This window comes from Nocardia cerradoensis NBRC 101014 (assembly GCF_000308535.1).
GTDB lineage: Bacteria > Actinomycetota > Actinomycetes > Mycobacteriales > Mycobacteriaceae > Nocardia > Nocardia cerradoensis.
On record NZ_BAFW01000217.1, the window covers coordinates 55184 to 79581 of the forward strand.

Annotated in this window: 23 protein-coding genes; 12 read left to right on the forward strand and 11 right to left on the reverse strand. The window is 67.9% G+C overall.

Annotated features, from left to right (window positions below):
* Nucleotides 1-31: 31 nt before the first annotated feature.
* Entirely contained in the window at nt 32-370 is a 339-nt protein-coding gene (locus tag ON23_RS23130) for a TetR family transcriptional regulator C-terminal domain-containing protein (RefSeq protein ID WP_051043143.1), read from the reverse strand.
* Between ON23_RS23130 and ON23_RS39380 the strand changes: the two genes are divergently transcribed.
* From ON23_RS39380 to ON23_RS23145, 3 genes are read left to right on the forward strand one after another with little or no spacing between them, the layout of a single operon-like run.
* The gene (locus ON23_RS39380) at nt 329-1393 is read left to right on the forward strand and encodes a carboxylesterase family protein (RefSeq protein ID WP_083904189.1); all 1065 of its coding nucleotides are present in this window, start codon (nt 329-331) and stop codon (nt 1391-1393) included. The two genes, ON23_RS23130 and ON23_RS39380, sit on opposite strands and share 42 nt — an antisense overlap.
* A 56-nt stretch (nt 1394-1449) precedes the next feature.
* A complete protein-coding gene (locus ON23_RS23140) occupies nt 1450-1971 on the forward strand; it encodes a hypothetical protein (RefSeq protein ID WP_373282225.1) in 522 nt (173 codons plus the stop codon).
* Nucleotides 1968-2420 (forward strand): RDD family protein, encoded by a 453-nt coding sequence (locus tag ON23_RS23145; protein ID WP_039780735.1) that lies wholly within the window; start codon nt 1968-1970, stop codon nt 2418-2420. Before ON23_RS23140 ends, ON23_RS23145 begins: the two co-directional genes overlap by 4 nt.
* A gap of 1475 nt (nt 2421-3895) precedes the next feature.
* Here ON23_RS23145 and ON23_RS23150 read toward each other — a convergent pair.
* Complete coding sequence (locus ON23_RS23150; protein WP_039780736.1) at nt 3896-4393, reverse strand: MarR family winged helix-turn-helix transcriptional regulator; 498 nt, start codon at nt 4391-4393, stop codon at nt 3896-3898.
* A gap of 459 nt (nt 4394-4852) precedes the next feature.
* Nucleotides 4853-5470 carry a hypothetical protein gene (locus ON23_RS39385; RefSeq protein WP_039780737.1) on the reverse strand — a complete coding sequence of 206 codons (618 nt, stop codon included), beginning with the start codon at nt 5468-5470 and terminating at the stop codon, nt 4853-4855.
* Between the two features lie 398 nt (nt 5471-5868).
* Here ON23_RS39385 and ON23_RS23160 point away from each other — a divergent pair, with 398 nt between their 5' ends.
* From ON23_RS23160 to ON23_RS23185, 7 genes are all read left to right on the forward strand, one after another.
* Nucleotides 5869-6804 (forward strand): SDR family NAD(P)-dependent oxidoreductase, encoded by a 936-nt coding sequence (locus tag ON23_RS23160; RefSeq protein ID WP_039780738.1) that lies wholly within the window; start codon nt 5869-5871, stop codon nt 6802-6804.
* A gap of 89 nt (nt 6805-6893) precedes the next feature.
* The gene (locus tag ON23_RS38550) at nt 6894-7388 is read left to right on the forward strand and encodes a hypothetical protein (protein WP_167331886.1); all 495 of its coding nucleotides are present in this window, start codon (nt 6894-6896) and stop codon (nt 7386-7388) included.
* 26 nt (nt 7389-7414) lie between these two features.
* Nucleotides 7415-8179, forward strand: coding sequence for an amino acid hydroxylase (locus ON23_RS23165; RefSeq protein ID WP_039780739.1), 765 nt, complete (start codon nt 7415-7417; stop codon nt 8177-8179).
* A 61-nt stretch (nt 8180-8240) separates the two neighbouring features.
* Nucleotides 8241-12185 carry a non-ribosomal peptide synthetase gene (locus ON23_RS23170; RefSeq protein ID WP_039780740.1) on the forward strand — a complete coding sequence of 1315 codons (3945 nt, stop codon included), beginning with the start codon at nt 8241-8243 and terminating at the stop codon, nt 12183-12185.
* Between the two features lie 170 nt (nt 12186-12355).
* Nucleotides 12356-13090, forward strand: coding sequence for an O-methyltransferase (locus tag ON23_RS23175; protein ID WP_039780785.1), 735 nt, complete (start codon nt 12356-12358; stop codon nt 13088-13090).
* A 157-nt stretch (nt 13091-13247) separates the two neighbouring features.
* Entirely contained in the window at nt 13248-14210 is a 963-nt protein-coding gene (locus tag ON23_RS23180) for a hypothetical protein (RefSeq protein ID WP_039780741.1), read from the forward strand.
* A gap of 238 nt (nt 14211-14448) precedes the next feature.
* The gene (locus tag ON23_RS23185) at nt 14449-15291 is read left to right on the forward strand and encodes a DUF8832 domain-containing protein (RefSeq protein ID WP_244970011.1); all 843 of its coding nucleotides are present in this window, start codon (nt 14449-14451) and stop codon (nt 15289-15291) included.
* A 185-nt stretch (nt 15292-15476) separates the two neighbouring features.
* Here ON23_RS23185 and ON23_RS23190 read toward each other — a convergent pair whose 3' ends face one another.
* A complete protein-coding gene (locus tag ON23_RS23190) occupies nt 15477-16016 on the reverse strand; it encodes a DUF5994 family protein (protein WP_051043147.1) in 540 nt (179 codons plus the stop codon).
* 431 nt (nt 16017-16447) lie between these two features.
* The gene (locus ON23_RS23195; RefSeq protein ID WP_039780742.1) at nt 16448-16651 is read right to left on the reverse strand and encodes a cold-shock protein; all 204 of its coding nucleotides are present in this window, start codon (nt 16649-16651) and stop codon (nt 16448-16450) included.
* Nucleotides 16652-16966: 315 nt separating this feature from the next.
* Between ON23_RS23195 and ON23_RS23200 the strand changes: the two genes are divergently transcribed.
* Nucleotides 16967-17890, forward strand: coding sequence for a glycoside hydrolase family protein (locus ON23_RS23200; protein ID WP_306307143.1), 924 nt, complete (start codon nt 16967-16969; stop codon nt 17888-17890).
* 19 nt (nt 17891-17909) lie between these two features.
* Here ON23_RS23200 and ON23_RS23205 read toward each other — a convergent pair whose 3' ends face one another.
* From ON23_RS23205 to ON23_RS23225, 5 genes are all read right to left on the reverse strand, one after another.
* Nucleotides 17910-18575, reverse strand: coding sequence for a phosphate signaling complex PhoU family protein (locus tag ON23_RS23205; RefSeq protein ID WP_039780743.1), 666 nt, complete (start codon nt 18573-18575; stop codon nt 17910-17912).
* A 113-nt stretch (nt 18576-18688) separates the two neighbouring features.
* Nucleotides 18689-19372, reverse strand: coding sequence for a hypothetical protein (locus ON23_RS23210; protein ID WP_036505315.1), 684 nt, complete (start codon nt 19370-19372; stop codon nt 18689-18691).
* A gap of 78 nt (nt 19373-19450) precedes the next feature.
* Nucleotides 19451-20629: an FAD-dependent oxidoreductase gene (locus ON23_RS23215; RefSeq protein WP_039780744.1), complete on the reverse strand. Its 1179-nt coding sequence runs from the start codon at nt 20627-20629 to the stop codon at nt 19451-19453.
* A 134-nt stretch (nt 20630-20763) separates the two neighbouring features.
* Nucleotides 20764-21855 (reverse strand): saccharopine dehydrogenase family protein, encoded by a 1092-nt coding sequence (locus ON23_RS23220; protein ID WP_039780745.1) that lies wholly within the window; start codon nt 21853-21855, stop codon nt 20764-20766.
* Between the two features lie 111 nt (nt 21856-21966).
* On the reverse strand, nt 21967-22584 hold the full coding sequence (locus ON23_RS23225; protein WP_039780789.1) for a PadR family transcriptional regulator: 618 nt from the start codon (nt 22582-22584) through the stop codon (nt 21967-21969).
* Nucleotides 22585-22708: 124 nt separating this feature from the next.
* Here ON23_RS23225 and ON23_RS23230 point away from each other — a divergent pair, with 124 nt between their 5' ends.
* Entirely contained in the window at nt 22709-23173 is a 465-nt protein-coding gene (locus ON23_RS23230; RefSeq protein WP_039780746.1) for a hypothetical protein, read from the forward strand.
* A gap of 43 nt (nt 23174-23216) precedes the next feature.
* On the opposite strand, the gene ON23_RS23235 is transcribed toward ON23_RS23230, so the two are convergent.
* Complete coding sequence (locus ON23_RS23235) at nt 23217-23996, reverse strand: acyl-[acyl-carrier-protein] thioesterase (RefSeq protein ID WP_051043178.1); 780 nt, start codon at nt 23994-23996, stop codon at nt 23217-23219.
* Nucleotides 23997-24398: the final 402 nt, after the last annotated feature.

Consider the following 24398-nt stretch of genomic DNA (forward strand, 5'->3'; position numbering starts at 1 on the left):
AGCCATGACCTGGCTTCGACCTGGCGAACGCCTATCGGGACGCGTCGAAGGCGAGGGCCACGAAGCGGGTGACCACCGAGGATGCTCGAGCCGGGTCGATGTCGCCACGGGCCAGTTGCAGTAGCAGGCCTTCGACGAGGGACAGGAGTCCGCGCGCGGTGGACAGCGCGTCCTCGCGTGGGTGTCGGGGCGCGGGGAGGGTGGCTGCGATCGCTTCCGCCAGCCGGTCGGAGCCGGCGGAGAGGCGGGATGACATCTCCGGGTTTCGCGCGGCCCGGTTGACCACGGCCAGCCATGCCATCATCTGGATGCGCCAGGTGTCGTCGGGGTGTTGTTCGGCCGCGGGATCGGGGACTGCTCCGGGGATCATGCTTCGAAGTACGTCGCGCACAGTCGATTCGGCGTCGCGCGGGTCGGTGAGGGCCTATGCCGCGCCCCTGGTCGGCATCCGCCGCTTCCAGGCCCCGGCTCCGACGCGCCGTGCAATCACGGCGTGCTCGACCAGATCGCCGCACTCGGCTGGGTGCACGACAACATCGCCGCCTTCGGTGGCAATCCGGACGCGGTCACCCTGATGGGGCAGTCGGCAGGTGCGTCGTCGGTCGTGGGCCTGACGGTCGGCGCATTGGCAGAGCTGCCGCCCGAAGCGATACACGCGGTACAGATGGAGCCGGTGGCTGTCATGGCGGCAGAGCCGGGCCGGTGGACCCATCCGAACGCGCCGTACTCGATGATCGTCGACGGCGAATTGTTCGACGCCCCACCCTGGTTCGACCACCGAGCGTCCGGAGCCAACCGGGAACTCGTGTGCGGATTCACCACGGACGAGGCTCGGATGTTCACCGCGGATGTCGACCTGTCCGGCTCCGACCCCGTAGAGACCGCCCGTTCCTGCGGTCTCGACGCGGACGCGGCCCGGACCTTCCGAACCGGAAATCCCGGCAGCACCGATGAGGAACTGCACGCTCTGATCCTCTCCGACGCCCTGTTCCGGATGCCGGCGCTGTGGTGCGCCGAGGCCGCCGCCGAAGCGGGAACCGACACCTACCTGTACGAGTTCGCCTGGCCGAGTCCGGCACGCGACGGCGCACTCAGGGCCTGCCATGGCCTGGACGTTCCCTTCACCTTCGATACCCCCCGCGGCCCGCTCGCCGCGCAGCTCATCGGGCCGGAGATCCCGCCGGACTTCGCCGACCTCTCGGCGGCGATGCGCGACGCCTTCCTCGCCTTCGCCGCGACCGGCGACCCCGGGTGGCCGCGTTTCGAGACCACCGAACGGATTCGCCGCATCTGGGCGACCCCACCGGAGCTGGGCGGCGACACGCTGGCGACGTCCCGCCGGATCTGGCAGCGCGCCCGCGTCCCCGGCCGGCCGAGCTCGGCCGACGTCTGAAAACGGAATAACTCGAAAGGCATACCCCCGCGGCGCCGAGCGAGTTTGATGGTGATGTGGACGGCACCACGATGTCGAGGCCGGTGAACCTGGTGGTCGGCGCCGCCGCGAAGGTCGGCGGAGCTGCCGGGCGCGTACTGGGGTTCGGATTCGATGTCGGCCGGCACGTGCCGGGCGTCGAGCCGGTGCTCGCGGAGCTCGGACAGCGCGGCGCCGAGACGCTGGAAGCTGTCGACGATCTCACCGAGCGGGTGCTGCAGGCGGTGATCGGCCGGATCGTGCGGACCGCGGTCGGCGCCGTCGATCTCACGGCGATCGTCGTCGACAACGTGGATCTCGACGCGGTGGCCGAGCGGATCGACGTCGACAAGATCATCGGACGGGTCGACCTGGTCGGGTTGGCCGACACCGTGATCGACGGTGTCGATCTCCCCCGGATCATCCGGGAATCCACCGACTCGATGTCCGCGGAGGCGGTTCTCGGCATCCGAAGCCAGGGGATGCATGCGGACGACGCGGTCGCGGGGTTCGTCGGGAAATTGCTTCGGCGCACACCGTCCGAATCGGGCGCGGAGTGAGCGCCCCTGCCCATCGCCCCGCCGGAATCGTGACCCGGTCGATCGCATCGGGGGTCGATATCGCCGTCGTCCTGGCGATCATGGCCGGGCTCTACCTGTGTCTGGCGTTCGCTCGACTGCTGTTCTCGCCGCAGAACTTCGCGTGGCCGGACACCGGCGCGGTCATGTCGACGGGCATATTCATCGTGGTGTCGGTGCTGTACCTCACCGGATGCTGGGCCGTGAGCGGACGCACCGTCGGCGCCGTGATGATGGGACTGCGGGTGGTGAGCCGCGACGGCGAACTCGTGGGATGGCCGCGGGCCTTGCTGCGGGCGGTGTTCTGCGTGATGTTCGCGATCGGATTGTTCTGGGTGGCGGTCGATTCGCGCCGGCACTCGCTTCAAGACATCGTCCTGCGCACCACCGTCGTCTACGACTGGCAGCCGGAGTCCCGTCCGGCGACGTAGGCGCGCCGTGAACGATCGGCCGACAACCGCGGATGCTCGCGTGCACCGCCTCGCTCGACCATGTAACCGCTTATCCCTCTGCGACTTTCGGCGACGTGGCCGGCGGATGAGCAAGCGACGGAGCCGTCGGACGCGCCGACTTCGGACGTGGCGGGGGCGCGGTCGTCTTCGGCGCCGCCGTCGTCGTAGATCGCGTCGCCGGGGTTGTCGGTGACCCGGAGGTCGTGACCGCCTCCGGTGACGGCGCGGCACTCGCCGCACCGGTGTTCGTCGTGGTGCGTGGGGACACCCTCGTGGTCCTGGCCGAAGCGCCGGCAGGTGCCGTCGCGGTGTCGGTAGGTGCCGGCAGCGTGATGGTCGGCCGTGTCGTGGTCGGTGCTGCGGTGGCGGGCACCGTCGTAGTCGGTGCTGTCGTAGTCGGTGCCGGCGGCGTGGTCGTCGGCCGTGTCGTAGTCGGTGCTGCGGTGGCGGACACCGTCGTAGTCAGTGCCGTCGTAGTCGGTGCCGTCGTAGTCGGTGTCGTCGGCGTAGTAGACGGCAGTGTCGTGGTCGCCGTAGTCGGGTCGGCCGTCACCGTGACGGTCGACGTCTGCGCGGGGGTCGTCGGCACCGTGGATATCGGAGGCGGGACGACGAGGCCCGAGTCCGGCACGCCGGGCACGAGCTGGATCGAAAGGCTCGCCGTGGCAGAGAAACTCGCGCCGAGCGAACCGCCCGTCGAGCTCGGAGGCGAGGGATCCGTCGTCGTGGGCGGCGCGGATTCCGTCGCAGTGGCCGGGCCGGAGCCCGGGTCGGTGGGATCGGCGGCCGGTGGGGCGGTTCCGGGATCGGCAGCCGCGTCGGTATCGCCCGCGACGTCGACCGGTACGGGGAGTTCGCTCGAGGCATCGAAGGCCGTACTCGTATTCGCCGCGGCGATGTCGCCTCGCGAGGCGCCGCCGTCGAATGTCTGCACGGTGCGTTCACCCGAGTACGCCCGAGAATCGTTCACACGCACCGGCGGGCCCGAATCCGCTCGTACCACGAGCGTTATCCCGATCGCCGTCGACATCAACGCGGCGACCACACCCGCGCGCGAGAACCGCCGCCGGAACCGCTCGGCCGGAGGCTCCGCGGGCGGCCGCCCGCACCACCGCGGAACTCGAGCCCGCGGCTCACCCACTCGATTGTCGTTGTCGACGGTTCGCATCCCACTATCGCTTTCTTCCTCCGGATGCGCCGGCCGCCGGGAAACGGTGAGCACACCGTCTGCACCACCGAAAACATGCCCGAGAATCGAATTGCGGCAGTTCCGCGAATACCCGAACACGAGCATTGCGGTGCCGCCTCGCCGAACAGCGGGGCATCCAAATCAATGTGCCGAGAAGAGCAGCGCCCGGATATCGCGTGACCGGACTTCACTGCAAGGTCTGGGCGCCGAATCTCGCAGCGCCTCGAGTTTCTGTCGATGTGGACGAGGCCGCGTGGTCGAAATTTCAGGCCCTGGAGAAGGGATCCACGTCACGCAGCCGTTGCCGGTGGATTCGTTGCAATTCACCGGCACGGGTGAGAAAGTCGGCGATTATCTCGAGTTCGGCGGAGTCGTACCAGCTCAGCAACATCTTGTAACTCTCGACGATCATGGGTACGACGAGTTGCTGTATGCGATGGGCCGCGAGGTCGGTCGCCATCACGATCACGCGACGACGATCGGTCGGATGCAGCGAACGGGCGATATAGCCCTGCTTCTCCAGCCGGTTCAGCATGATCGTGACGCCGGCCGCGGTGATGCCGAGCCGTTCGGCCAGCATCCCCGGCGTCGTGGACTTCTCGTCGTCGGCCAGGACGATCTCCAGTGCCCGCCGGTCGGTCTCGTTCACGCCCAGTACCCGGAGCAATTCGCGGGTCAGATCCTCGACTGTTCCGTGGTAGAACCCCAGAGCCCTTTTGAGGTCGGCCGAGATCCGGGCGGGTTCGATTGGTCTCGGGCACACGAGCTTTCCCCTCGATCACTGTGAAACATGAAACCGCTCAAGAGAAGTCGCCGATCAGGGTGTGTGCACCACCATCTCCCCTGCGTACGGTAGGGATCGCCGCCGGTCGTGTGAAGCGGGCATAGGGGCTCCTGTCAATCGATTCGGCCGACAACCCGAACCGCGGCTGCCGAACATCACGAAAGCTGGCACAGCTCAGGCCGCCGAAGCGACCGTGGCTGTGTCGGACATGCACTGTACGACACACCGACCCATGCGATACGGTGCATCACAGAATTCGGTGCGAGTGACTGCCCGTGCACCAAACGTCAAGCGGGGCAATCACTATGAGGAACCGCGGTCACCCGTCCGACCCGATGAGACCTGGACCGGGCTGCCGACACAACCCGGCCCAGGCATGTTCACCACCGGCCGCCGGTGCGGACACCGGCCGTCACGCCGTGACGCCTGCCCGCGAGATCAGCTGACGGCAGTGGTGGTGAGAGTCGGCGACGGGTTCGGGTAACACGAGGTCGCGACATTGCCGACCAATGCGACGTTGGTCGTCATGGTCATACCGGGACTCGTATAACTGGTCCCCGCGTACTTGCTGGTGATCGGCGTACCGGGGGTTCCGGCGGTGACATTGATGGTCACCGCCGGCGGCGTGAAGCTGGTGCCGCCGGCGATCGGACCCGGCACGGTCAGAACGACATTCCCGCCCGACGTGGCGACGGTGCCGGCCACGGTACCCCCGGAGGCGGTAGCGGAGACCAATGTCGAATTCGCGGGAGTCGGAAACGTCATCTTCAGGTTGCTGATGTTGTTGACGGTGAAGCCGGACGCCGAACTGGGCACCGACGATGCACCCGGGGTGAGGGTGATGGCCACCGCCGAACCCGACGCCGCCGAACTCGGCGCGGTGCCGGTGACCGATGTGGTCATGCTCGAGGTCTGGCCGACACCGAAAATGGTGCCCTTACAGCTCCAGTTCACACTGACCGGGGCGGCATTCGCCGGTGCCGCCATACAAAAGACGGTGGCGACCGCCACCGGAGCGAGAACGCCGGCACGAACCAGGGAAGAGATGGATCTCATGACTGACTCCAGAAAATGTAGAGCAACGTTACGACCGAAAATCCGGACCGCAACACCGAGTTTCTAAAATATAGCCTCTTCTCATCTTTCCATGGCCGAAATCGCACAATCGAATCGAGAAGAAAATATCATTATCCGCAATTAATTATTCAGTCTGGAAAGTTAATTCCCGCAAGATTCTTTCGATAAGTCGCACATTTCATTCACCCTGTCGGCCGGGCCATCGACGCGACCGATCCCGCAATTCCCCCGAATACAAGGCTCGACCTGAGAATATATCCGGGCGCGCCGATCGTCAGCGTTCGGGTGGTTACCGTTCGCGGCATTCACCCCCGGCCGGGCCCGCATGCCAGTGGGACGTCAGGGCGGTGCAAGAGCGCCGAGGCAGGGTTGCCGGTATGACATGGCACAGCGGCTGTCGAGCCGAGGGCAAGACGATCCTGGTCACCGGCGCCAGCGCGGGCATCGGATACTTCGTCGCGGAGCGACTCGCGGCCGCGGGCGCGACCGTTGCGCTGGGGTGCCGGGACACGGCCAAGGCCGACCTCGCGATGCGGGCGATCCGGGCACGAGTTCCGGCCGCGCGAACGATGTCGGTGCGCGTGGACCTCGCTGATCCGTCCTCGCTGCCGGCGACGGTGGACGCCCTCGGCGTCGAGCGCCTGGACGGGGTCGTGCTCAACGCCGGAATACTTCTCCCGGCCCCCGAGCGACAGGTGACCGCGCGGGGACACGAATCGATGTTCGCGACGAACCACCTCGGTCATTTCGCGTTGGTCGCGCATCTGGCGCCGATGCTGACGGCGGCCCCGCACGGCCGGGTGATCACGGTGGGCAGTTTCGCCGCGCGGTCGGAACGGCTGGATCTCACCGATCTGCAGTCCGAGCGCGATTACCGGTCCAAGCGCACCTACGGACGATCGAAACTTGCGCAGATGCTGTTCGGCTTCGAACTGGATCGCCGACTGCGGGCATCCGGCGCCGACACCGCGAGCATCGTCGCCCATCCCGGCGGCGCCCTGGACTCCCTCACCCCGTCGCGGCCACCGTTGTTCGTCCACACACCGGCCCAGCGCCTGCGCGGGCTGCCCGCGGGCGTTGTGCTGCACGGCAAACACGCGGGGGCCGACACCATCGTCCGAGCCACCCTCGACACCGAGATCACCGGCGGTGAGCTGTGGGGGCCGAGGGTTCTCGGCCTCCGCGGCCGACCACACCGCGAAACACCCCACGCGCATATGACCGATCCGGACGTCGCGGCCGAACTGTGGGCGGTCAGCGCCGAACTCACGGGCGTTGATCCCCTGAAGTGTCCGGCTACGCCGATCCGGTGACCGCGGACGGTGTTCGCCGACCTCAGCCACCGGAAACGCGGTCGGCAATGCGATCGCAAACCCCGGATTGCTCCCCGCCCTGTAGTAGCTTGACTGATTACCGTTGCTCGTCTGAGAAGAGCGGAGGGGCCGATGCCGAACCTGCCCGCGGGACGTTCGCGATGGTTCGCCGCGGCATCGAGCGCACGCGGCGTGCCGGCGCGGATTACTTTCCGGCCCACCAGGACTCACGCATGGGTATATCGCCAAGACGCCCTGCACGATTCGTGGCCGGGGTTCGCGGCCGCGATCGGCGCCTGATGATCGATGAGGGCGCTATGAACAATTCGGTTCAAAGGCGACAGATCGGACAGCGAAACCGTTGCTTTTCCGGACACCCCGTTTCACTTCGGCGAGAACTCTCCGACAGCACCGAATTGTCACCTGAAATTCCGCCGAATGTATTGCAGGAAACCGTCTTCTACCTTATCCTCGCCGACTCTGCCGATTTGTTTGCTGAAATTCGGCCGGGGTACTCGCGCACACAGAACGCACCTATTGTCAGCGCCGATCGATTCCGAGTGGTGATGACCTGCGCAACTTAGGCAACTCGAGGAGAGGATTGATTGCGATGACGGTTGGTCTCGATGTTCGGTCCGAGCGTGAGCGGGTCGCCCGCGCGTGCCGTCCGGGGCAGCCGCTGCCCGAATTCGTTTACAGCAGTGATGAAGACATCCTGTGGTCCCGCGTGTTCGCGACACTTCGCGCCATGCACGAACAACTCGCGTGCGCGCACTATCGTCGCGCGGCACGCCTCGTTCAACTGCCCGCCGAGCGGGTACCGCAGATGAGCGAGGTGTCGCGCATGCTTCGTTCGCTGACCGGTTTCGAGCTGGCGCCGGCCATCGGAAGCCAGCCGGGCCGCCTGTTCTACGGGCCGATGGCCGACGGCATCCTGCACGCCACCCCGGACGTGCGGCCGGTGACCGAGCAATCGTTCTCGCCGGATCCGGACGTCATCCACGAACTGGTCGGACATGCGGTGATACTGGCCGATCCGGAATTCGCCGAGCTGTACCGCTGTTTCGGCCGCGCCGCCAACCGCGCCACCTCCGACCAGGAGCGGGCCGCGATCGCGCGGTTGTTCTGGTTCACCCTGGAGGTCGGCGTGGTCGCCGAAAAGGGTCACCCGCGGGCGTACGGGGCCGCGATCCTGTCCTCGGTGACGGAGATGGAGTCCTTCGTGAACGCGGATCTGCGAGAGTTCCGGGTGGAGGACATACTCGCCGCCGATATCGACGACAGCATTTGTCAACCTCTCCTCTTCGTGGCCGATTCGGTCAGCCGGATGATGGCGGAGGTCACGAGCTTCCTCCGGACGAGGGTTGGTTCGTGACAACGCCGTATCGCACCATCTTCCGGACGACATCCTCGCCGGCGACGATTAAGGAATTGCGGTGGTAGACCTTTCGAGTACCACGCGTCGTCACGACGCGACTCCGGACGCGGACTTCTTCGAATTGTCGGTGGCGCAGTACGAACTGTGGCTGGCTCAGCAATTACATCCCACGGTTCCGTTCTCCATCTCGCAATACACCGATGTGCACGGCGATCTGGACCTGGAACTGCTCCAGCGGTGTGCCCGTCGCGCCGCACGCGAATTACAGTCGCCCCATGTGCGATTCGCCATCGTCGATGGCCGGCCGCGCCAATACCTCGACCACGACGCGGACACCGGATTCGACTGCATAGATCTCAGTGATCACCCCGATCCCGAACGCGCCGCACAGGAGTGGATGAGCCAGGATCATCACGCGGGCATCGATCTGACCGGAGACGACGTCACGAGGACGGTGCTGTTCACCCTCGGCCCCGGCCGATATCGCTGCTACGCGCGCAGCCACCACATCGCCGTCGACGGCTTCGGCGCCGCTCAGGTGTTGCAGCGAACGGCCGAATTGCATTCCGCCGCAACCGAAGGACGGCCCGCGGCGCCGTGCCGGGCGGTATCGCTGGCCGAGATCGTGGCGGCCGAGCAGCGGTATCGGTCCTCGTCTCGGTTCGCGGCCGATCGCGAGTACTGGGGCCGGCAGCTCGCCGGCCTCGACCACACGACCCGCCTCAGTGCGCGGTACGCCGCGCCCTCGGCCCGGCCGCATATCGCGCACGCGACCGTCGACGCGGAGGTCATGGCGCGGCTCGGCGACGCAGCCGACCGGTACGGCACCGGAACGGCCGAGGTGCTGGTCGCGGCGGTGACCGCGTTTCTGGCGCAGATGACGGGCGATACCGATGTCACGGTGTCGCTACCGGTCGCCGGGCGCACCACCGGAGCGCTGCGGCAGTCGGCGGGAATGGTCTCGAACGTGGTGCCCTTGCGGGTGCGCGGCGTGGCCGAGAGCACGGTCGGTGAGCTGGTTCGCGAGGTACGCCTGAGCATGATCGGCGCGTTGCGCCATCAGTTGTACCGGCACGAAGACCTGCTCCGCGACCACGGCGTGGGGCAGGCCGGGCGGCACGGCTACGGTCCGCTGATCAACGTCCTCAGCCTGCCCGACAGCATCGACTTCGGCGCCGTTCGCGGTCGGACGCAACTGCTTTCGGCCGGGCCGGTGGAGGATTTGGCGATCAGTTGCTACCGGTTCGGCACCGAGCCGTTCGTCATCGACTTCCACGCCAACCCGGAGCTGTACCGAGCGGACGAGGTGGAAGGTTATCGGCAGCAGTTCGTCGACTGCCTGACCCGATTCCTGCGGGCCGACGGCACCGACACGGTGTTCGCGGCCGTCGCCGGTACGCACACGATCGCCGCCCCGCAGCGAGGGAATCACCAGCGGTTGCTGCCGGATCTGCTCGCGGGCGGAATCGATGCCGGTGACCGGATCGCGCTGAGCGGGCCTGACCGTTCGGTGACCTATCGCGAACTGGACGAGACGACCGCGCGGTGGGCGCGTGAGTTGATCGCGCACGGCGCCGGGCCGGAAGTCGTTGTCGCGGTGGCATTGTCGCGGTCGGTGGAGTCGGTCATGGCGTTGTGGGCGGTCGCCCGGGCGGGCGCGGTGTTCTTCCCGGTCAATCCCACCGACCCACCGGCCCGCGTCTCGAAGCTGATCGCCGATTCCGGTGCGGCGCTGGGCGTCACCCTCACCCGGTGGCGCACATCCCTGGACACCACGGCGGTCGACTGGTTGATGCTCGACAGCGACGTGTTCACCCGTGCCGCCGCCTCCCGCTCCGCCGAGGCCGTGACCGACAAGGATCGGATACGACCGTTGCGGGCCGCGCACCCGGCCTATCTGATCTACACCTCGGGATCCACCGGCGAGCCCAAGGGCGTGCTGAGTACCCACGAGGGACTGGCGACCCTGGCCGACGACTTGCGCACCCGCAACAACCTCGGCCGCGATGCCGTGGTGCTGCAAGCACATTCACCATTCTGCGATGCGTCGATGCTCGAATATCTCTCCGCGTTCCCCCCCGGCGCGCAGCTGGTTGCCATGGCGCCGGACATCGTTGCGGGACAACGCCTTTCGCGAGTGATGGAGGACGAGGCCGTCACGCAGCTGATCGTCACGCCGGCCATCCTGGCCACGCTCGATCCGGATCGACTGCCCGCGCTGCGGACCGTCACCGTCGGCGGTGACAAATGTCCGCCTGCACTGGCGCAACGCTGGGCCGGCCGGTTACCGATGTTCAACTCCTACGGGCCCACCGAAGCCACCGTCGTGGTGACCCAGACCGAACCGCTCGCACCCGGCTCCCCGATCACGATCGGGCGCGGACTGCCCGGCGTGCAGACTCTGGTCCTGGACGCCCGGCTGCGGCCGGCTCCCCGTGGCGCCCGCGGCGAACTGTATCTCGCCGGTGACGCGTTGGCGCGGGGATATCTGGGGCGGCCCGGGATCACCGCGCAGAGTTTCGTGGCGAATCCCTACGGACCGCCGGGAACCCGGATGTATCGCACCGGTGACATGGTCCGCGAGCAACCCGACGGCGCGCTGGAGTACCTCGGCCGAGGCGATGTGCAGATCTCGCTGCGCGGACAGCGCATCGAGCCGTCCGAGGTGGAGCGCGCCCTGGCCGCCGACGCGACGGTCGATCAGGCCGTGGTGCGGGTGTGGACGTCCGAGACACTCGGCGATCGGCTGATCGGCTATGTCGTGCCCGCGGGGGCCGGGGAAGAGTTCGACCGGGCCGCCGTGCTGGCGCGATTGCGGACCGTGCTGCCGCCCGGCATGGTTCCGGCGATGCTGGTTCCGCTGCCCGAGATACCGATCAATCCGAGCAGCGGCAAGACCGATCGATCCGCGTTGCCGGATCCGCAGACGCTGCCGCGCCCGGCGTTCCGCGCGCCGGCTTCGGAGATCGAGCGCACGGTGGCGGAAACGATCGCCGAGGTGACCGGGCAGCCCCGAATCGGCTTGGACGACAACTTCTTCGAACTCGGCGGCAACTCGTTGCTGGGTGTCGAACTGTGCCGGCAACTGTCGGAGCGGACCGGGACCACGGTGACGATCTCGTCGCTGTTCACCCCGACGGTGCAGACCTTGGCCGCCGCCATCGAGGCCACCGCGGCCGGCGGGACCAGCGAGGCGGCAGTCGGCGGTTCGGCATTGCAGCCGGTTCTTCCGTTGCGAGGCAGCGGTTCCGGGACGCCGCTGATCTGCCTGCATTCCGCGGTTCCGCTGGCGTGGTGCTATTCGGGCCTGCTGCGCTACGTCACCGACCGGCCCATCTACGGGCTGCAGTCGCCGGCCGTCTCCGGGCAATCGCGGCGATACCACAGCGTCGACGCCCTCGCCGAGGTGTATCTGCGGGAACTCACGCGGGTGCAACCGGAAGGGCCGTACCACCTGCTGGGCTGGTCGCTGGGCGGCCAACTCGCGCACGCGCTCGCCGCCCGGCTGCGCGCCCGGGGGCACGACGTGGGTCTGCTCGTCATGCTCGACAGCGTGGCCTTCGGTGAGGGGGCGCCGCAGCCGGAACCGCCCACCGTCCGCGATCTGGTCACCCACCTGCAGGGCAACGAGTCGGCCACTCCCGACACGCGGCCGCTCACGCTGGACGAAGCGGTGGACGTGCTCGCCGACAGCCCCGGCCCCGGGCGCGGACTGACCCGCGAGCAGCTCGAGCGCCTGCACCAGGGCTATGTCGACAGCGTCGCCATGTCCACGAGCTACCGGCCGGCCTCCTATGACGGCGATCTGCTGTATTTCTCGGCGACCGAGGGCATCACCGGCGAACTGACCGGTGAGATGTGGCGGCCCTGGGTTTCCGGCCGGATCGCGGAGCACCGGGTCGACGTCACCCACGCGCAGATGACCAACCCCGAGGCGCTCGCGGTCATCGGGCCGATCCTGGAGGCCGAACTGAATCGGCACGGCGAAGGGAAGAGCATGTGAGCAAGCATTCCGCTGCGATCGTGGCATCCGCGGTGTCGGCCGCGTCCTCGATCATGCTGGCCGCACGACGGCCGGCGGTGTTCGGTCTCCGTCTCCCGCGCGCGGCGCTGGCCGCCGTCGCCGCGATCGCCCTGGCGATCGCGGCCAACGAGAGCGTGGGCAAACCGGTGATGTTCCTGCGCTGGTCGTATGTGCGATTTCTGTTCGGCCTCCGGCATATGGGCGCCACCTGGCAGGTCGGCGACGGCCGCGAACAGGCGCTGGCCGACTATGTGTGCGCGCATGCGCGGCGCAACGACATCGACGACGTCATCCGGGCGATCGACGAGTTCTGCTACACCAAGAGCTACCTGATCAACATCGGTGACGAGAAGGGCCGGATCCTCGACCGCGCCGTCGCCGCCGCGCAGCCGCGCCGCCTGCTGGAACTCGGAACCTATTGCGGCTACAGCGCATTGCGCATGGCGCGCGTCATGCCGGCCGATGCGGTGCTGTACTCGATCGAGTTCAACGCGGCCAATGCCGCTGTGGCCCGGCGGATCTGGGATCACGCGGGCGTCGGCGACCGCATCGTGGTCATCGTCGGCACATTGGGCGACGACGGAAAGACGCTCGGCGCATTGGTCGGCGAACACGAGTTCTCGCCCGGCACACTGGATTTCGCCTTTCTCGACCACGAGAAGGACGAATATCTTCCCGATCTGCACCGGATCCTGGACCAGGCCTGGCTGCGCCCCGGTGCGGTCGTCGTGGCGGACAACGTGAAATATCCGGGCGCCCCGGAGTATCGAGCGTTCATGCGTCGCCACGAGGGCACCCGGTGGACGACCCGCGAGCATCGGACGCACGCCGAATACCAGAAGGTTCTCAAGGACCTCGTCCTCGAATCGACCTATCTCGGCTGAGCGGATCGAGCCCGTCCGGCCGAGCCGCGAGTGCCCCGATCCCCGATTGCGCTGTCGCCGAACATGTTAATCATCGGTAATGGCGGGTAGTCGCCAGATATGGTGCAGCGTTGCGCCCCGACCTGATGCTGTCTATACGCCGAAGGACGAGATTCGCATGAGCACTCTTGATACGTCCACCCTGCTGGCCCAGCTGCGAGCACTGCTGACGTTGACCAACACCGAGATCCAAGTGGCCGAGACCCGGATCGCGCAGGCGCGGACCGAGGCTGTCCGCAGGGAGCTGTCGGAGAACGCCGACAAGGGCCGCGCCCGCGCCGAGGCCATCGAGGCCGCCATCCGCGATCTGGGCAGTGTGCCCGAGGTGGTCGGCCCGTTCCTCGGCCGCGCGGTCGCCGCCATCAAGGCGATGGCCGAGCAGGCCCAGCCGTTCGACGAGGCCCTGCTCGGCGATCTGGCTCTGGAGCACCAGCTGCTCGACCGGTCCCGCTACATCAAGGCGCTCGCGACCGCCGCGGGGCAGCGGGAGATCGTGACGTTGGCCGACCGCTTGATCACCGCGCATTCGGCCACGGTGGAATGGCTGACCACGGTCCTGGCCGAGGACGCCCTCGGCGGGCCGGCCGCCTTGCGCCGCACTGTGCTGCAGGCGGCGACCGGCACCGCGGTGAAATTGTTCAACCTACCCGTCACCTGGTCGGCTCGCGGCCTGGATCGCGCGTTGGACACCGTCCGCACCACTCCGCCCGCGCTCGGTGAGCTGCTCGCCCGAGGCGCCCACGCGGGTGATGTCGCGGTCAAGACTCTCTCGGCCTCCCGGGACGCCGCACTCGAGACCGCCGAACAGGTCACGCGCCACGAAGGCGCCGGCGCGGCCGCCGACGCACTGCATTCGATCCGCGCGACCACCGGCGTCCTCGAACCCGGTGAGTTGCCGGTCCGCGACTACGACGAGCTGAACGTGTCCCAGGCCGTCGCCGCGGTGAAGGACCTCACCGAACCGGCCGACATCCGCGCGATCGTCGCCTACGAGGAAGCGCACAAGAAGCGCCACGGCGTCGTGTCGGCCGCCCAGACCCGGCTCGCTGCGATCGCCCAGGAAGTGACCGGCCTCAGCTGACCGGTAATAGTTCGACCGGCCGGGCCCGATACGGGTCCGGCCGGTCGCGGTCGTCTGGACCAGCCTGACGATCTCGACGGCTTCGGTCATCGCCGATGGCTTCGTTCTCGCCTCCACGAGCGTTCCACCAGCCCTGTGCGCAGCTTCGTGCTTCTCGCCACCACCCGCTTGCGGTATACCCCCATGGGGTATATGTTCGTCGATGTCGAACGAGAACAAGATCGGAAGGGCCGGAGCGATGACCGCGCACACTGACATCAATCACCATGGGGCACAACGCCATCACGGAACTCACGGCGCGCACGAGGGCCACGGCGCGCACGATGGCCACGGCGGACACGCGGACCACGCCGCGCACGGTGGTGGACTACCGGGCGGACTCCAGATCACCCAGGACGGGTACACCCTGGCGCTCGCCGAGCCGATTCTCATGCCGGGCGAGGGCGATTTCCGGTTCCGGATCCTGGGTCCGGACGGCGCACCGGTCACCGAATACACCGCCATCCACGATCGGCAGCTGCACCTGATCGTGGTGCAGCGGGAGCTGACCGGGTTCTGGCACGTGCATCCGGAACTCACCGCCGACGGAACCTGGACGGTGCGGCTGAACCTGCCGGAAGCGGGCGCGTATCGCGTGTTCACCGACATCGCCCCGCGGGCGCTCGGCAAGACCATCACCCTGGGCGCGGACCTGGCCGTCGCCGGAGCGTACGCACCGCGCCCGGCACCCGCGGCCGCCCGGACCGCCGACATCGACGGTTACGAGGTGACGCTCGACGGCGATCTGGTGCCCGGCGACGGCCGCCTGCTCACCCTGACCGTGCGGAAGAACGGCGAGCCGGTCACCGACCTCCAGCCGTACCTGGCGGCCTACGGACATCTGGTGATCCTGCGGGCGGGTGACCTGGCCTACGTGCACGTTCACCCCAACGGCGAACCCGGTGACGGCGTCACCGCCCCGGGCCCGGACATCACCTCCCACACCGCCGTCCCCGGCCCCGGAACCTACCGGCTGTTCCTGGATTTCAAGCACGGCGACGTCGTCCGCACCGCCGCGTTCACCCTCCCGACGACACGGTGAGTGCTCTCGCCGGCCGCGGCGCTATTTCGCGTCTGCGCGGCGGGCGGTTCGGTCAGGCGACGCGGCCGAGGTGTCCGGCGCGGCGGAGAAAGTCGGTCGCAGGTCCCCTCGCGCCACGACGTCGGACGGGCTGTCGGTGGCCGCGTCCCGGTGACTGAAAAGTTGGGGTCCCAAGGGTTTTTCGCTCACAGGCGGTGTCTTTCGATAGTTGGATGGATGCGGCCGGCCACTGCCGACTCACAGCCGGTCGCGCCGTTGCGCCACCGGCGAAGGGCGGCGGCACGCCCGGTGCGGCCGGGTAATTGGGCCAGGAGTTCGTCGACCGTCGATTCGTCGTTCGCGCGACACGCGAGAGCCATGACGGCGCAGGCGCGATGGGTATCGGTGCGCGGCGGGATGATCAGCAGTACTCGGCGCCGGTCGCGTGCCCCGAGCACCTCGACGGTGTGGGCTGTGCCGTGCCGGGTCCCGTCGAGACGCACCGCTTCGAAGCCCGCGACCGGGTTCCATTCGGCGGCGTTGTACACGACCCGGTGGATCGAGCCGAGGGCGGGAGATACGGCCGCGAGCAGGCCGGGAAGTTCGGTGGCGAGATCCGGGCTGCGGGGCCACCAGGCGCCGTCGACATATCCGGTTTTCGTTTCGTAGTCCTTGAACTGGACACGTGCGGCGGGCTCGATGTCGGGCCGCGCGGGGCTGTGCACATGGTGGTTCGGTCGGGTCATGCCGACGCTCCTGACTCGGCCGAAGATCGGCCGTGTAATGACAATTTCCGGGACCCGCGGAAACAGGTGCCGGGCCGACATCACCGGTGGACGACACGTCCACATCTGTGTCCACATCGGTTGCGATACATTCGTATCGGCATGCTCGAGAAGACCGGCGAAACAGCCTGTGCAGCTCACGAAATTTCGTCGTAGCGCACTCGTATCCGGTTGCCTGCGCGGCGTTCGAGGGACCGTTTCCCGAAACGAAATAACGTCTGTTCGCGCTGCCATTCCGAGGGCAGCCGTACGCGAGTGGGACCGGATATCTATTTCGACTCTACGCGACCAGGCCATCCCTGTCCACGTGGCCTCGCGCGGCGGCGGGAAAGCCGTGGGAGAAAAGCACGAAACCCGCGCCGCGGGCGCGGGTTTCGCTGGTTTGTCGGCTCCTAGATGGCGCGGACGTTCTGAGCCTGGGGACCCTTCTGGCCCTGGCCTACCTCGAACTCGACACGCTGCCCCTCATCGAGGGACTTGAAGCCGGAACCCGAAATTTCGGAATAGTGGACGAAAACGTCGGGGCCGCCCTCATCCTGGGCGATGAACCCGAAGCCCTTTTCGCCGTTGAACCATTTCACACTGCCTTGCGACATTCTTTTGTTTTACTTCCTGTTGCGAGCCGGGCGATCACTGCAACAACCCGTGCTCACCGTCCAGTCTGGCACACCGTCGCGTTTCGGCACGAACTGCCGGCCGGAAACGCCGCTATCCCCCCGTGAACGCCGCGAGGTCGGCGTTCACGTCGTCCACATCGCCGTGGGGTGAAGGCGGCGATCGCGAAGCCCGGGCCGAAGGACACCGAGGCGACGTCGGAGCCGTCGTCCGACCACGCCACGCCGGAGGCGAATCGCTCCGGCGCGCCTCCGGCGAATCGTCGCGCGCGAACCGCACAATCGCTGGTCATGGCGATGGGACGCAGATCCGCGCTCGCACTGCTGGCCGGTCTGCCCCTGCTGGTCCCGGGAACCGCACGCGCGCAGTCGGCGCTACCGGGAGTCGGCGCCGATCCCCAGCGCGCACCCACCCGCTACACGATGGCGGCCTTTCGTGCCGACAGCGACTCCACCGTGGCCGTGTACGAATCGGTGGACGGGACACGGTTCACGCCGGTCGCCGAACACGCCTTCACGCCGCGAACCGGGCTCGCTCGCGATCCCAGCGTGATGCTGCACACCGACGGCTGGTATTACCTCACCTACACCACGGCCCCCGACGCGACCTCGATCGGCCTGGCACGCAGCCGGGACCGGATCGCCTGGACGGAGATGGTCCCGGCGCCGATGTTGGTGCCGGGACGCCCGGAAGGGACATGGGCCCCGGAGTGGTACGTCGATGCGGCGGGCCGAGTCGGGATCATCGCGTCGCTGACCTGGGGGCATGGTTTCACCCCACATCTGCTGCTACCGGTCGGCGCGGGACTGTCCACCTGGGCACCGCCGATTCCGCTGGTCGGTGTGGGCCCGAGCGGTCCGGGTTCGCTCGGATTCATCGACACGCAGCTGGTGCGGTGGAACGGGCGGGTGTACGCGTTCGTGAAGAACGAGGACACCAAACTGGTCGAGCTGGCGGTCGCCGACCATCCGTTGGGTCCGTATACGTTTGTCGCCGAGGGTGATTGGGCCGGATGGGGCGGTCCGCGAGAGGGTCCGTCGGTGGTGCCGCTCCCCGACGGCGGACATCGCATCTATCTCGACGCCTACACCGAGGGCCGTTATCTCTACAGCGACAGCTACGACGGCTTCCGCACCTGGTCGGCGCCGACCGAGCTGCCCGGACTCTCCGGAGTCGTCCGGCACGGCACGGTGCTGGCCGAATTCGGTTCCGCCCCATGAGTTTCGGGGGCGGGACGGATCACTCGCCGTCGGGTGCCCAGTTGTCGGCGGTTTCGCCGGTGGTGAGGAAGATGGTGCGACGTCCCACTTCCACCGCATTGTCGGCGAAGCGCTCGTAGTACCGTCCCAGCAGCGTGAGGTCGACCGCGGCCGTGATGCCGTGCGCCCATTCGTGGTCCAGGACCGCGGCCAGCAATTGTTCGTGCAATTGGTCCAGCGCGTCGTCCTGGGCGTCGAGACCGGCCGCGTCGTAGGGGTCGCCGGTCTCGAGCACCGCCGCGGCGCTGGTGGCGATCGCGCAGGCGGTGGAGCCGAGACGCTCGACCAACGGTCGCACGGGTTCGGGAACGACGTGTTCGGGATGGCGCCGGCGGGCGCTGGTGGCGATATGCCCGGCGAGGGCGCCCATGCGGTGCAGGTGGCCGGTGAGCTGGATGGCGGTCACCACGCGCCGCAACTCGCTGGCGACCGGGGCTTGCAGTGCCAGCAGGCGCAGCGCCTCCTGTTCGGCCCGCTGCGCCATCTCCTCGACCTGGCCGACGACGTCCAGCGCGGCCTCGGCCTGTTCGATATCGGCGTTCACCACCGCGTAGGTGGCCGCCGAAATGGCGGTCCGGTCCTGTTCACACATGGCATGCAGCAACTCGGCGAGCTGCCGCAGATTCGCGTGATAGTCCGACCGCATATCCCGATTCAACCCCAGTGGGACGCACATTGCGAATCCCGTCCCGGAAGGGATCGATCGCCGCGAAATAGCCGGTGGCGGCATCCGCACGTGCGATCGGCGCGATCCGACGCTCACCCGAGCCGATAGTTGTAACTCGCGTAGCGGTGCGAATCGGCGCCCGCTTCCTCCCAGCTGTAGCTGTAGGTCCCCACGTGACCGAGCCGGAACGAGGAGTCGGCCATGATTCGGTAGCCGCTGCGCCGCGCCCGCTCACAGAACGCGTAGTCCTCGCCCAGGTACCAGGTGTGTTCACCGTCGGGCACCAGCATGGGCAGGAAGTACGGGACGGTCGGGCGGTCGAACCGCAGATTGCAGACCGGAAGTTGTTCGTGTTCGGCGACGGTCTCGTAGACGTCGCGGTGGGTGAAGAGGAATCCGGTGGCGGCGTATTTGATCTCCAGCAGTCCCCCGCCCTCGCCGAACAGGATGTTCCCGGTGCCGGGCAGCACATGGCAGGCCAGGCCGCGCACGCCCTTCTTCGCATAGATTCCGCAGACGACCGGCAGGTCGTGTTCGCGTAACCGATCCACCGAATCCACGTCGAACGCGATATCGGAATCGATCCACATCAGCCCCTCGAACCCGTCGCGCAACGCGTCGGTGGCCATCTGGCTGCGTCCTTGATCGATCGCGGCGAACCCCGTGACGGTCCGGACCTCGTACCCCCGATGCTCCAGCCGGGCCAGATTGCGGGCGAAATCCGGTGCGATCGATCCGTGGGTCGGGACCAGCACAACACAGCGCGAGGGCTCCATGCCCGCAGCCTGCCATGCCCGCGAAGGGACCGCGCGGCGTGGGACGGACCAGATCGCCTGCCCACGCCGTCGGTATCCCTATGCCGGCAGCGGGTTCTGGCCCAGGAAGCGCCGGCCGTTCGCGGCCCCGGTGCGGACCGCGGCGAATCCGTACTCGATCAGGCGTTGTTCGTAGTCGTGCAGCGCGGTGCGCAGATCACGGCCTGCCACAACGGAATCGAGGGTTTCGGACAGGTCGGCCGCGTCCCGCAACGCGGTGCAGGCGCCGGATCCCGCCGCGGGACTCATGGCGTGCACCGCATCACCCAACAGGGTTGCCGGTGTGGTCGGCCATGCCGGGATCGGCACGCTCGTGCGCAGCGGGAGTGCGAACATGGTGTCGGGATCGCAGGCGGCGACGATCTCGCGAAGTCGTGGATGCCAGGTCCGGACCGCGGCGGTGACGATGTCTTTCAGGCCGTCGCCGTCCAGGTCGCGCAGTGCCGGTTCCGTCGTGCCGAACCACTCGGCGCGAGCACCGAACGAGCAGGTCATGTAGTCCGGGACGGATGGCAGTGTCGCAGCCGGAACGAGGCGGGCCGCCGCGGTCGCCGGGTCCTGCGGAAATTCGACCGGTGCGACACCGACGAAGCTTCCGTCCGTGCCCGCGATCATGGTGAAGATGCCGAACATGCTGTCGTCGAACACGTTCCGAGTCCGCGCGTTCAGCGGGATCGCGCCGTAGAGCTGGCGCACTCCGGTGTCGACGATGCGCGCATGCGGCAGATACTGCTGACGCACAACGGAATTGATCCCGTCTGCCCCGACCAGAACGTCGGCGCCGGCACTGTCACCGTCGGCGAAGTGAACGACGATGCGATCGCCCTCGGTACGGAAACCGCTCACCGCCCTGCCGAATACGACGCGATCGTCGAGACCGGTGAGCAGGATGCGGCGCAGCGTCAGGCGGTCGACCGCGAAGGCCGGTTCCGCCGAGTCCTGGGTGAACCGTTCGTTCAATGCACTGTCCAGCACGGTGAATCGGGGTTTCGGGGTGCCCGCGGTGGCGTCGAACAGTGCGCGCAGCGGCGGGGGCAGCACCCGCTGGAGCGCCTGTCGTGCCGCGGCGTCCAGATGCAGCCGGTAGCCCTGGCGGCGGGTATCCACCGCGGAATCGGCTTCGTACACAACAACATCGATACCGCGGCGGCGCAATCCCTGCGCCAACGCCAGCCCGCCCAGCCCGGCGCCGGCGACGATGACAGTGAATCTCGACATGACCAAGTCCCTTCGCATGCAACATCATCGGAAGGGACGTACAGGTCACACCTGCGGAAGGTGCGGTGTTCAACGGTTCGCGTCACCGGGACTAACCCATACCCGGCCGGGTCTTCGCACGTCCGGATGTCAGTTTACGCGGATTCGGCCGGGCGCAGTCCGGCATCCGCCGCGGCGGAGGTGAGCGCGTCCGGCCCGAAGGCTTCGACCGGGCCGAGGGCGCCGGTGCCGAGGAGCCCGCCGGCGAGCGCGGCCTGCGCACCCCAGGCGAGCATGTCGGCGGTGAAGTCGTAGGGGTCGACACCGGTCAGCGTGGCCGAGGACAGGATGCGGCCGGTGGCATCGCGGGTTTCGGCGACCGCCCAGGTGCGGGTGCGGGCCCGGGTCGCCGCATCGGGACCCCCGGTCGAGCCCTTGATCAGGGCGCTCAGCGCGCCCTCGGCCAGCCGCTTCACGGGTGCCACACGGGCGACGGTGTCCGCGACGAGCGAGGTCGCCTGCAGCGCGCGAGCGGCATTTCCGGGCATGCCGAGATAGACATCGGCCTCGCGCAGGTTCGGGTGGGCGCGATGCAGGACGAGATGTTCCGACCCCGGAATCGAGGCGCCGGTGAGCGCGCGGCCCTCCACATCGAAGGTGTGGGTCCGCGCACCGCTGCGCTCCGGCACGATGTCGCCGTCGCGGAGGGCGAAGCCTCGTTCGAACAACATGCCGACCATGGACGCGCGGGTGCCGCCGCTGGTGCCGGGAGACGCGATGAAGTAGCCGATGTCGACGCGGGCGGCGTCCGGCGCGTCGCGCAACGCGAGGGAAGCGGCGATATTGCCTGGGACGTAATCGAATCCGAAGGCCGTCAGCAGAGCGGCGCCCGCCTGGCGCGCCTCGGCGTCGCGATCGAACACCCGGCGGATGAACGGGCCCTCGCCGGTCGAGTCGAAGTAGTGCGCGCCCGCCGCGAGCGCCGCGTCCAGCGCCGGGCCGCCGTAACGCAGGAAGGGTCCCACCGTCGTCACCAGCACATCGCCGCGCCCCAGCAGGGCGCGCACCGATGCGGGATCGGCCACATCGGCCACGGCGGTCTCGACACCGCCGAGATCGGCCGCGAATTGCCGCAGCGCGGTGGCGTTACGGGCGGCCAGTATCGGCTCGGCGCCACGAGCCAGCAGGGCCCGAGCCGTCAGGCGGCCCGTGTAGCCGGTAGCTCCGAACAGCACGATCTTTGCCATTGCCCTCACCTGCGTTTCGTTGGTCGTCGGCGGTCCGCGCCGGTTCGTGTCGACGTCGCACCGTATCCGACGATAGGGCCGTCGCGCCGCACCTCGCCACGGTGCGCACACCTAGCCGGTGGGGCCCTGGTCCTGGAACCGGGCCAGCGACTCCCACGACCAGGTGAGCGTGCCGTCGGCGAGGTCGGCGACAACGCCTTCCAGCCATCGTATTTCGGCCTCCGTGACGGCACGCTGATACTCGTCTTCGAGCATGGTGACCCGCGGCAGGCCGAATCGGACGGCCTGGGCGATACCGGTCTCGAGCTCGGAATGCCCGGCGCGCAACGCTTTCAGCCGGCGTTCCAGTTCTTCCCGGGCGCCGTCCGGACCGAGAAGCATCAGAAAGGACAGGGCCGCAGGAAATTCGGGAAATTCGTTGCGGGGCACGGCGAGCATGTCGGTGATCCAGGCCGTGCAGGCCGCGCGGCCGGTGTCGGTGATCTCGTAGACCGTGCGTTCCGGATACTGCTGGTCGCGCCCCGTCGCGCGGACCGTCACCAAACCGGCGTCCTGCAGTCGCGCGATCGTCTTGTACAGCTGGGCGCGCTGCCCCACGTTGACGACCTTGTCCTTTCCCCACTCCTTGATGCGGCGCTGAATGGCGTACGGGTGCATCGGCTCCAGGTGCAGGATGCCGAGCACCGCCATGGCGAGCGGGGATCGCTTGAACCGGTCGGGGGTGGGCATGCGGCTCATCCTACTAGGTGCCGCACAACTAGTTTTCAAATTACTAGTTGCGTTGACACTAGTTTGTGTGTCACTATCGAGGAGCAGGCGAACCCGTCCACTGCGATCCGGAAGGACCAGAGCAATGACCGTCACGACCGAGACCGTCCGCATTCACGCCGACCACGAGACGACCAAGCGCCTCGGCGATTGGACCCACGCCACCGACTTCGCGGTGAAGGCCCGCTATGCGAGCGTCGTCATCGACCTGCGCTCGCCGTGGATCGAGGGCGACGACCCGATCGTGGTTCACGCCGACCTCGACCACGCCATGGTCAAACTCCTCGTTCCCGACGACGCGGTCGTCGAGCACAGCGACCTGGAGTGGACCGGGCGTGGCCGGGTGAAGGATTTCGCGCGGCCGCAGGACGCCGCCGGCCGGATCGTCCGGCTGACCGGGACCAGCACCAAGAGCGAATTCCGCGTTCACCGCGGCGGCATCGCGATCCTCTCCGCACTGTTCAGCCGTGAGTTCTTCGACGACGCCAGGCAGGCACACCGGCAGGGACGCACCCCGACCCTCGCCGATCCGGCCAACGCGCCGCGCTGATCGCGGGTTGCGCCGGGCGGCGGCAAACGCCCGGCGCAGCCTCTCAGCGAGCGGGCAGCGGTTCGATCCGCGCCAGTGTACGGGCGCTGCCGTCGACTTCGAGCTGTACATGCAGCGCGTCCTCGTCCCGCCGGGCGCGGAGCAGCACCTCGTCGGCGCCCAGCACCGGCCCGGCATGTTCGAGAATCACCCGATAGGGCGGCGCCGGTGCGTCGGGGAATCGCGCGAGCGCCTCCTCCACGGCCCCCCAGTGCACCGCGTTGTTCACATGTCCGTAGCGGTCCACATCCGTCACCCGCAGCGGGAACGGCCGCACTTCGCCGCCGTCTCCGGACTGTTCGCGCAGGGCGGCCCGCCACCGCAAGCGGTGCTCGTCGGTGGCCGCGCGCATCGGCGCCATGAATCGTTCGGTCATCCGGGCCGGCCGCCCGGCCTCGATATCGACGTGAATGAGGAACATCTCGGTCTCGATCAGACCGCCGTTCTCGCTGCGCACCTGAATGCGCATGTTGCACCACCGATTCGACAGGGCCGACGGCCAGCGCCGCAGATGCACCTGATCCCCGAACTCGATGGGCCGCAGCACGTCGATCACGGTCCGGCGCACGATCCATCCCGGATGCAGATCCCCGTCCTCGACCACCTTCAGATGGTCGTAGCCGATGTCCTGCAGATACCGCGCCACCGCATCGAGCCGCAGCCGCTCGTCCCCATCGGTATCCCCGAGCCGCACCGGCCACTGTGCGTGAAACGCCCGGGTCTCGTCCGGACACGCCGGCAACGGAAACGCGATCTCGGCCAACCGATCGACAGCGGCACCCATGAACGCTCCTTCTCCCGGGGTCCGCGCCAGCGTAGCGACCCACACCGGACCACCGGTGTCAACACGGCGAGCGGGACGGGCAGGGCACGCCGGTTCCATGAGTCCCCACGCCGGAGTCGATGCGTGACGCAGCGGATGTCGACCGTGTTCGAACCCCGCCGGTGGGGACCGGTGTGGGGTCGCCCGCACGACGACCCCACCTGGTTGATCGACGTTACCGATCGGCTTGCCGGGGCGTCGGCGTGAGCGGAGTGCCGAGTTCCTCGGTGTGGCGTTCATGGCCATGAACCGTTCGGTCCATTCGGGATCCCACTGGTAGAGCTGATCCCAGAGCGGATTCCAGCTCCCGCCCGCCCGCATGGCGTCGACGACCGGCGTGGAAATCGGTGTGGGCGAATCGAA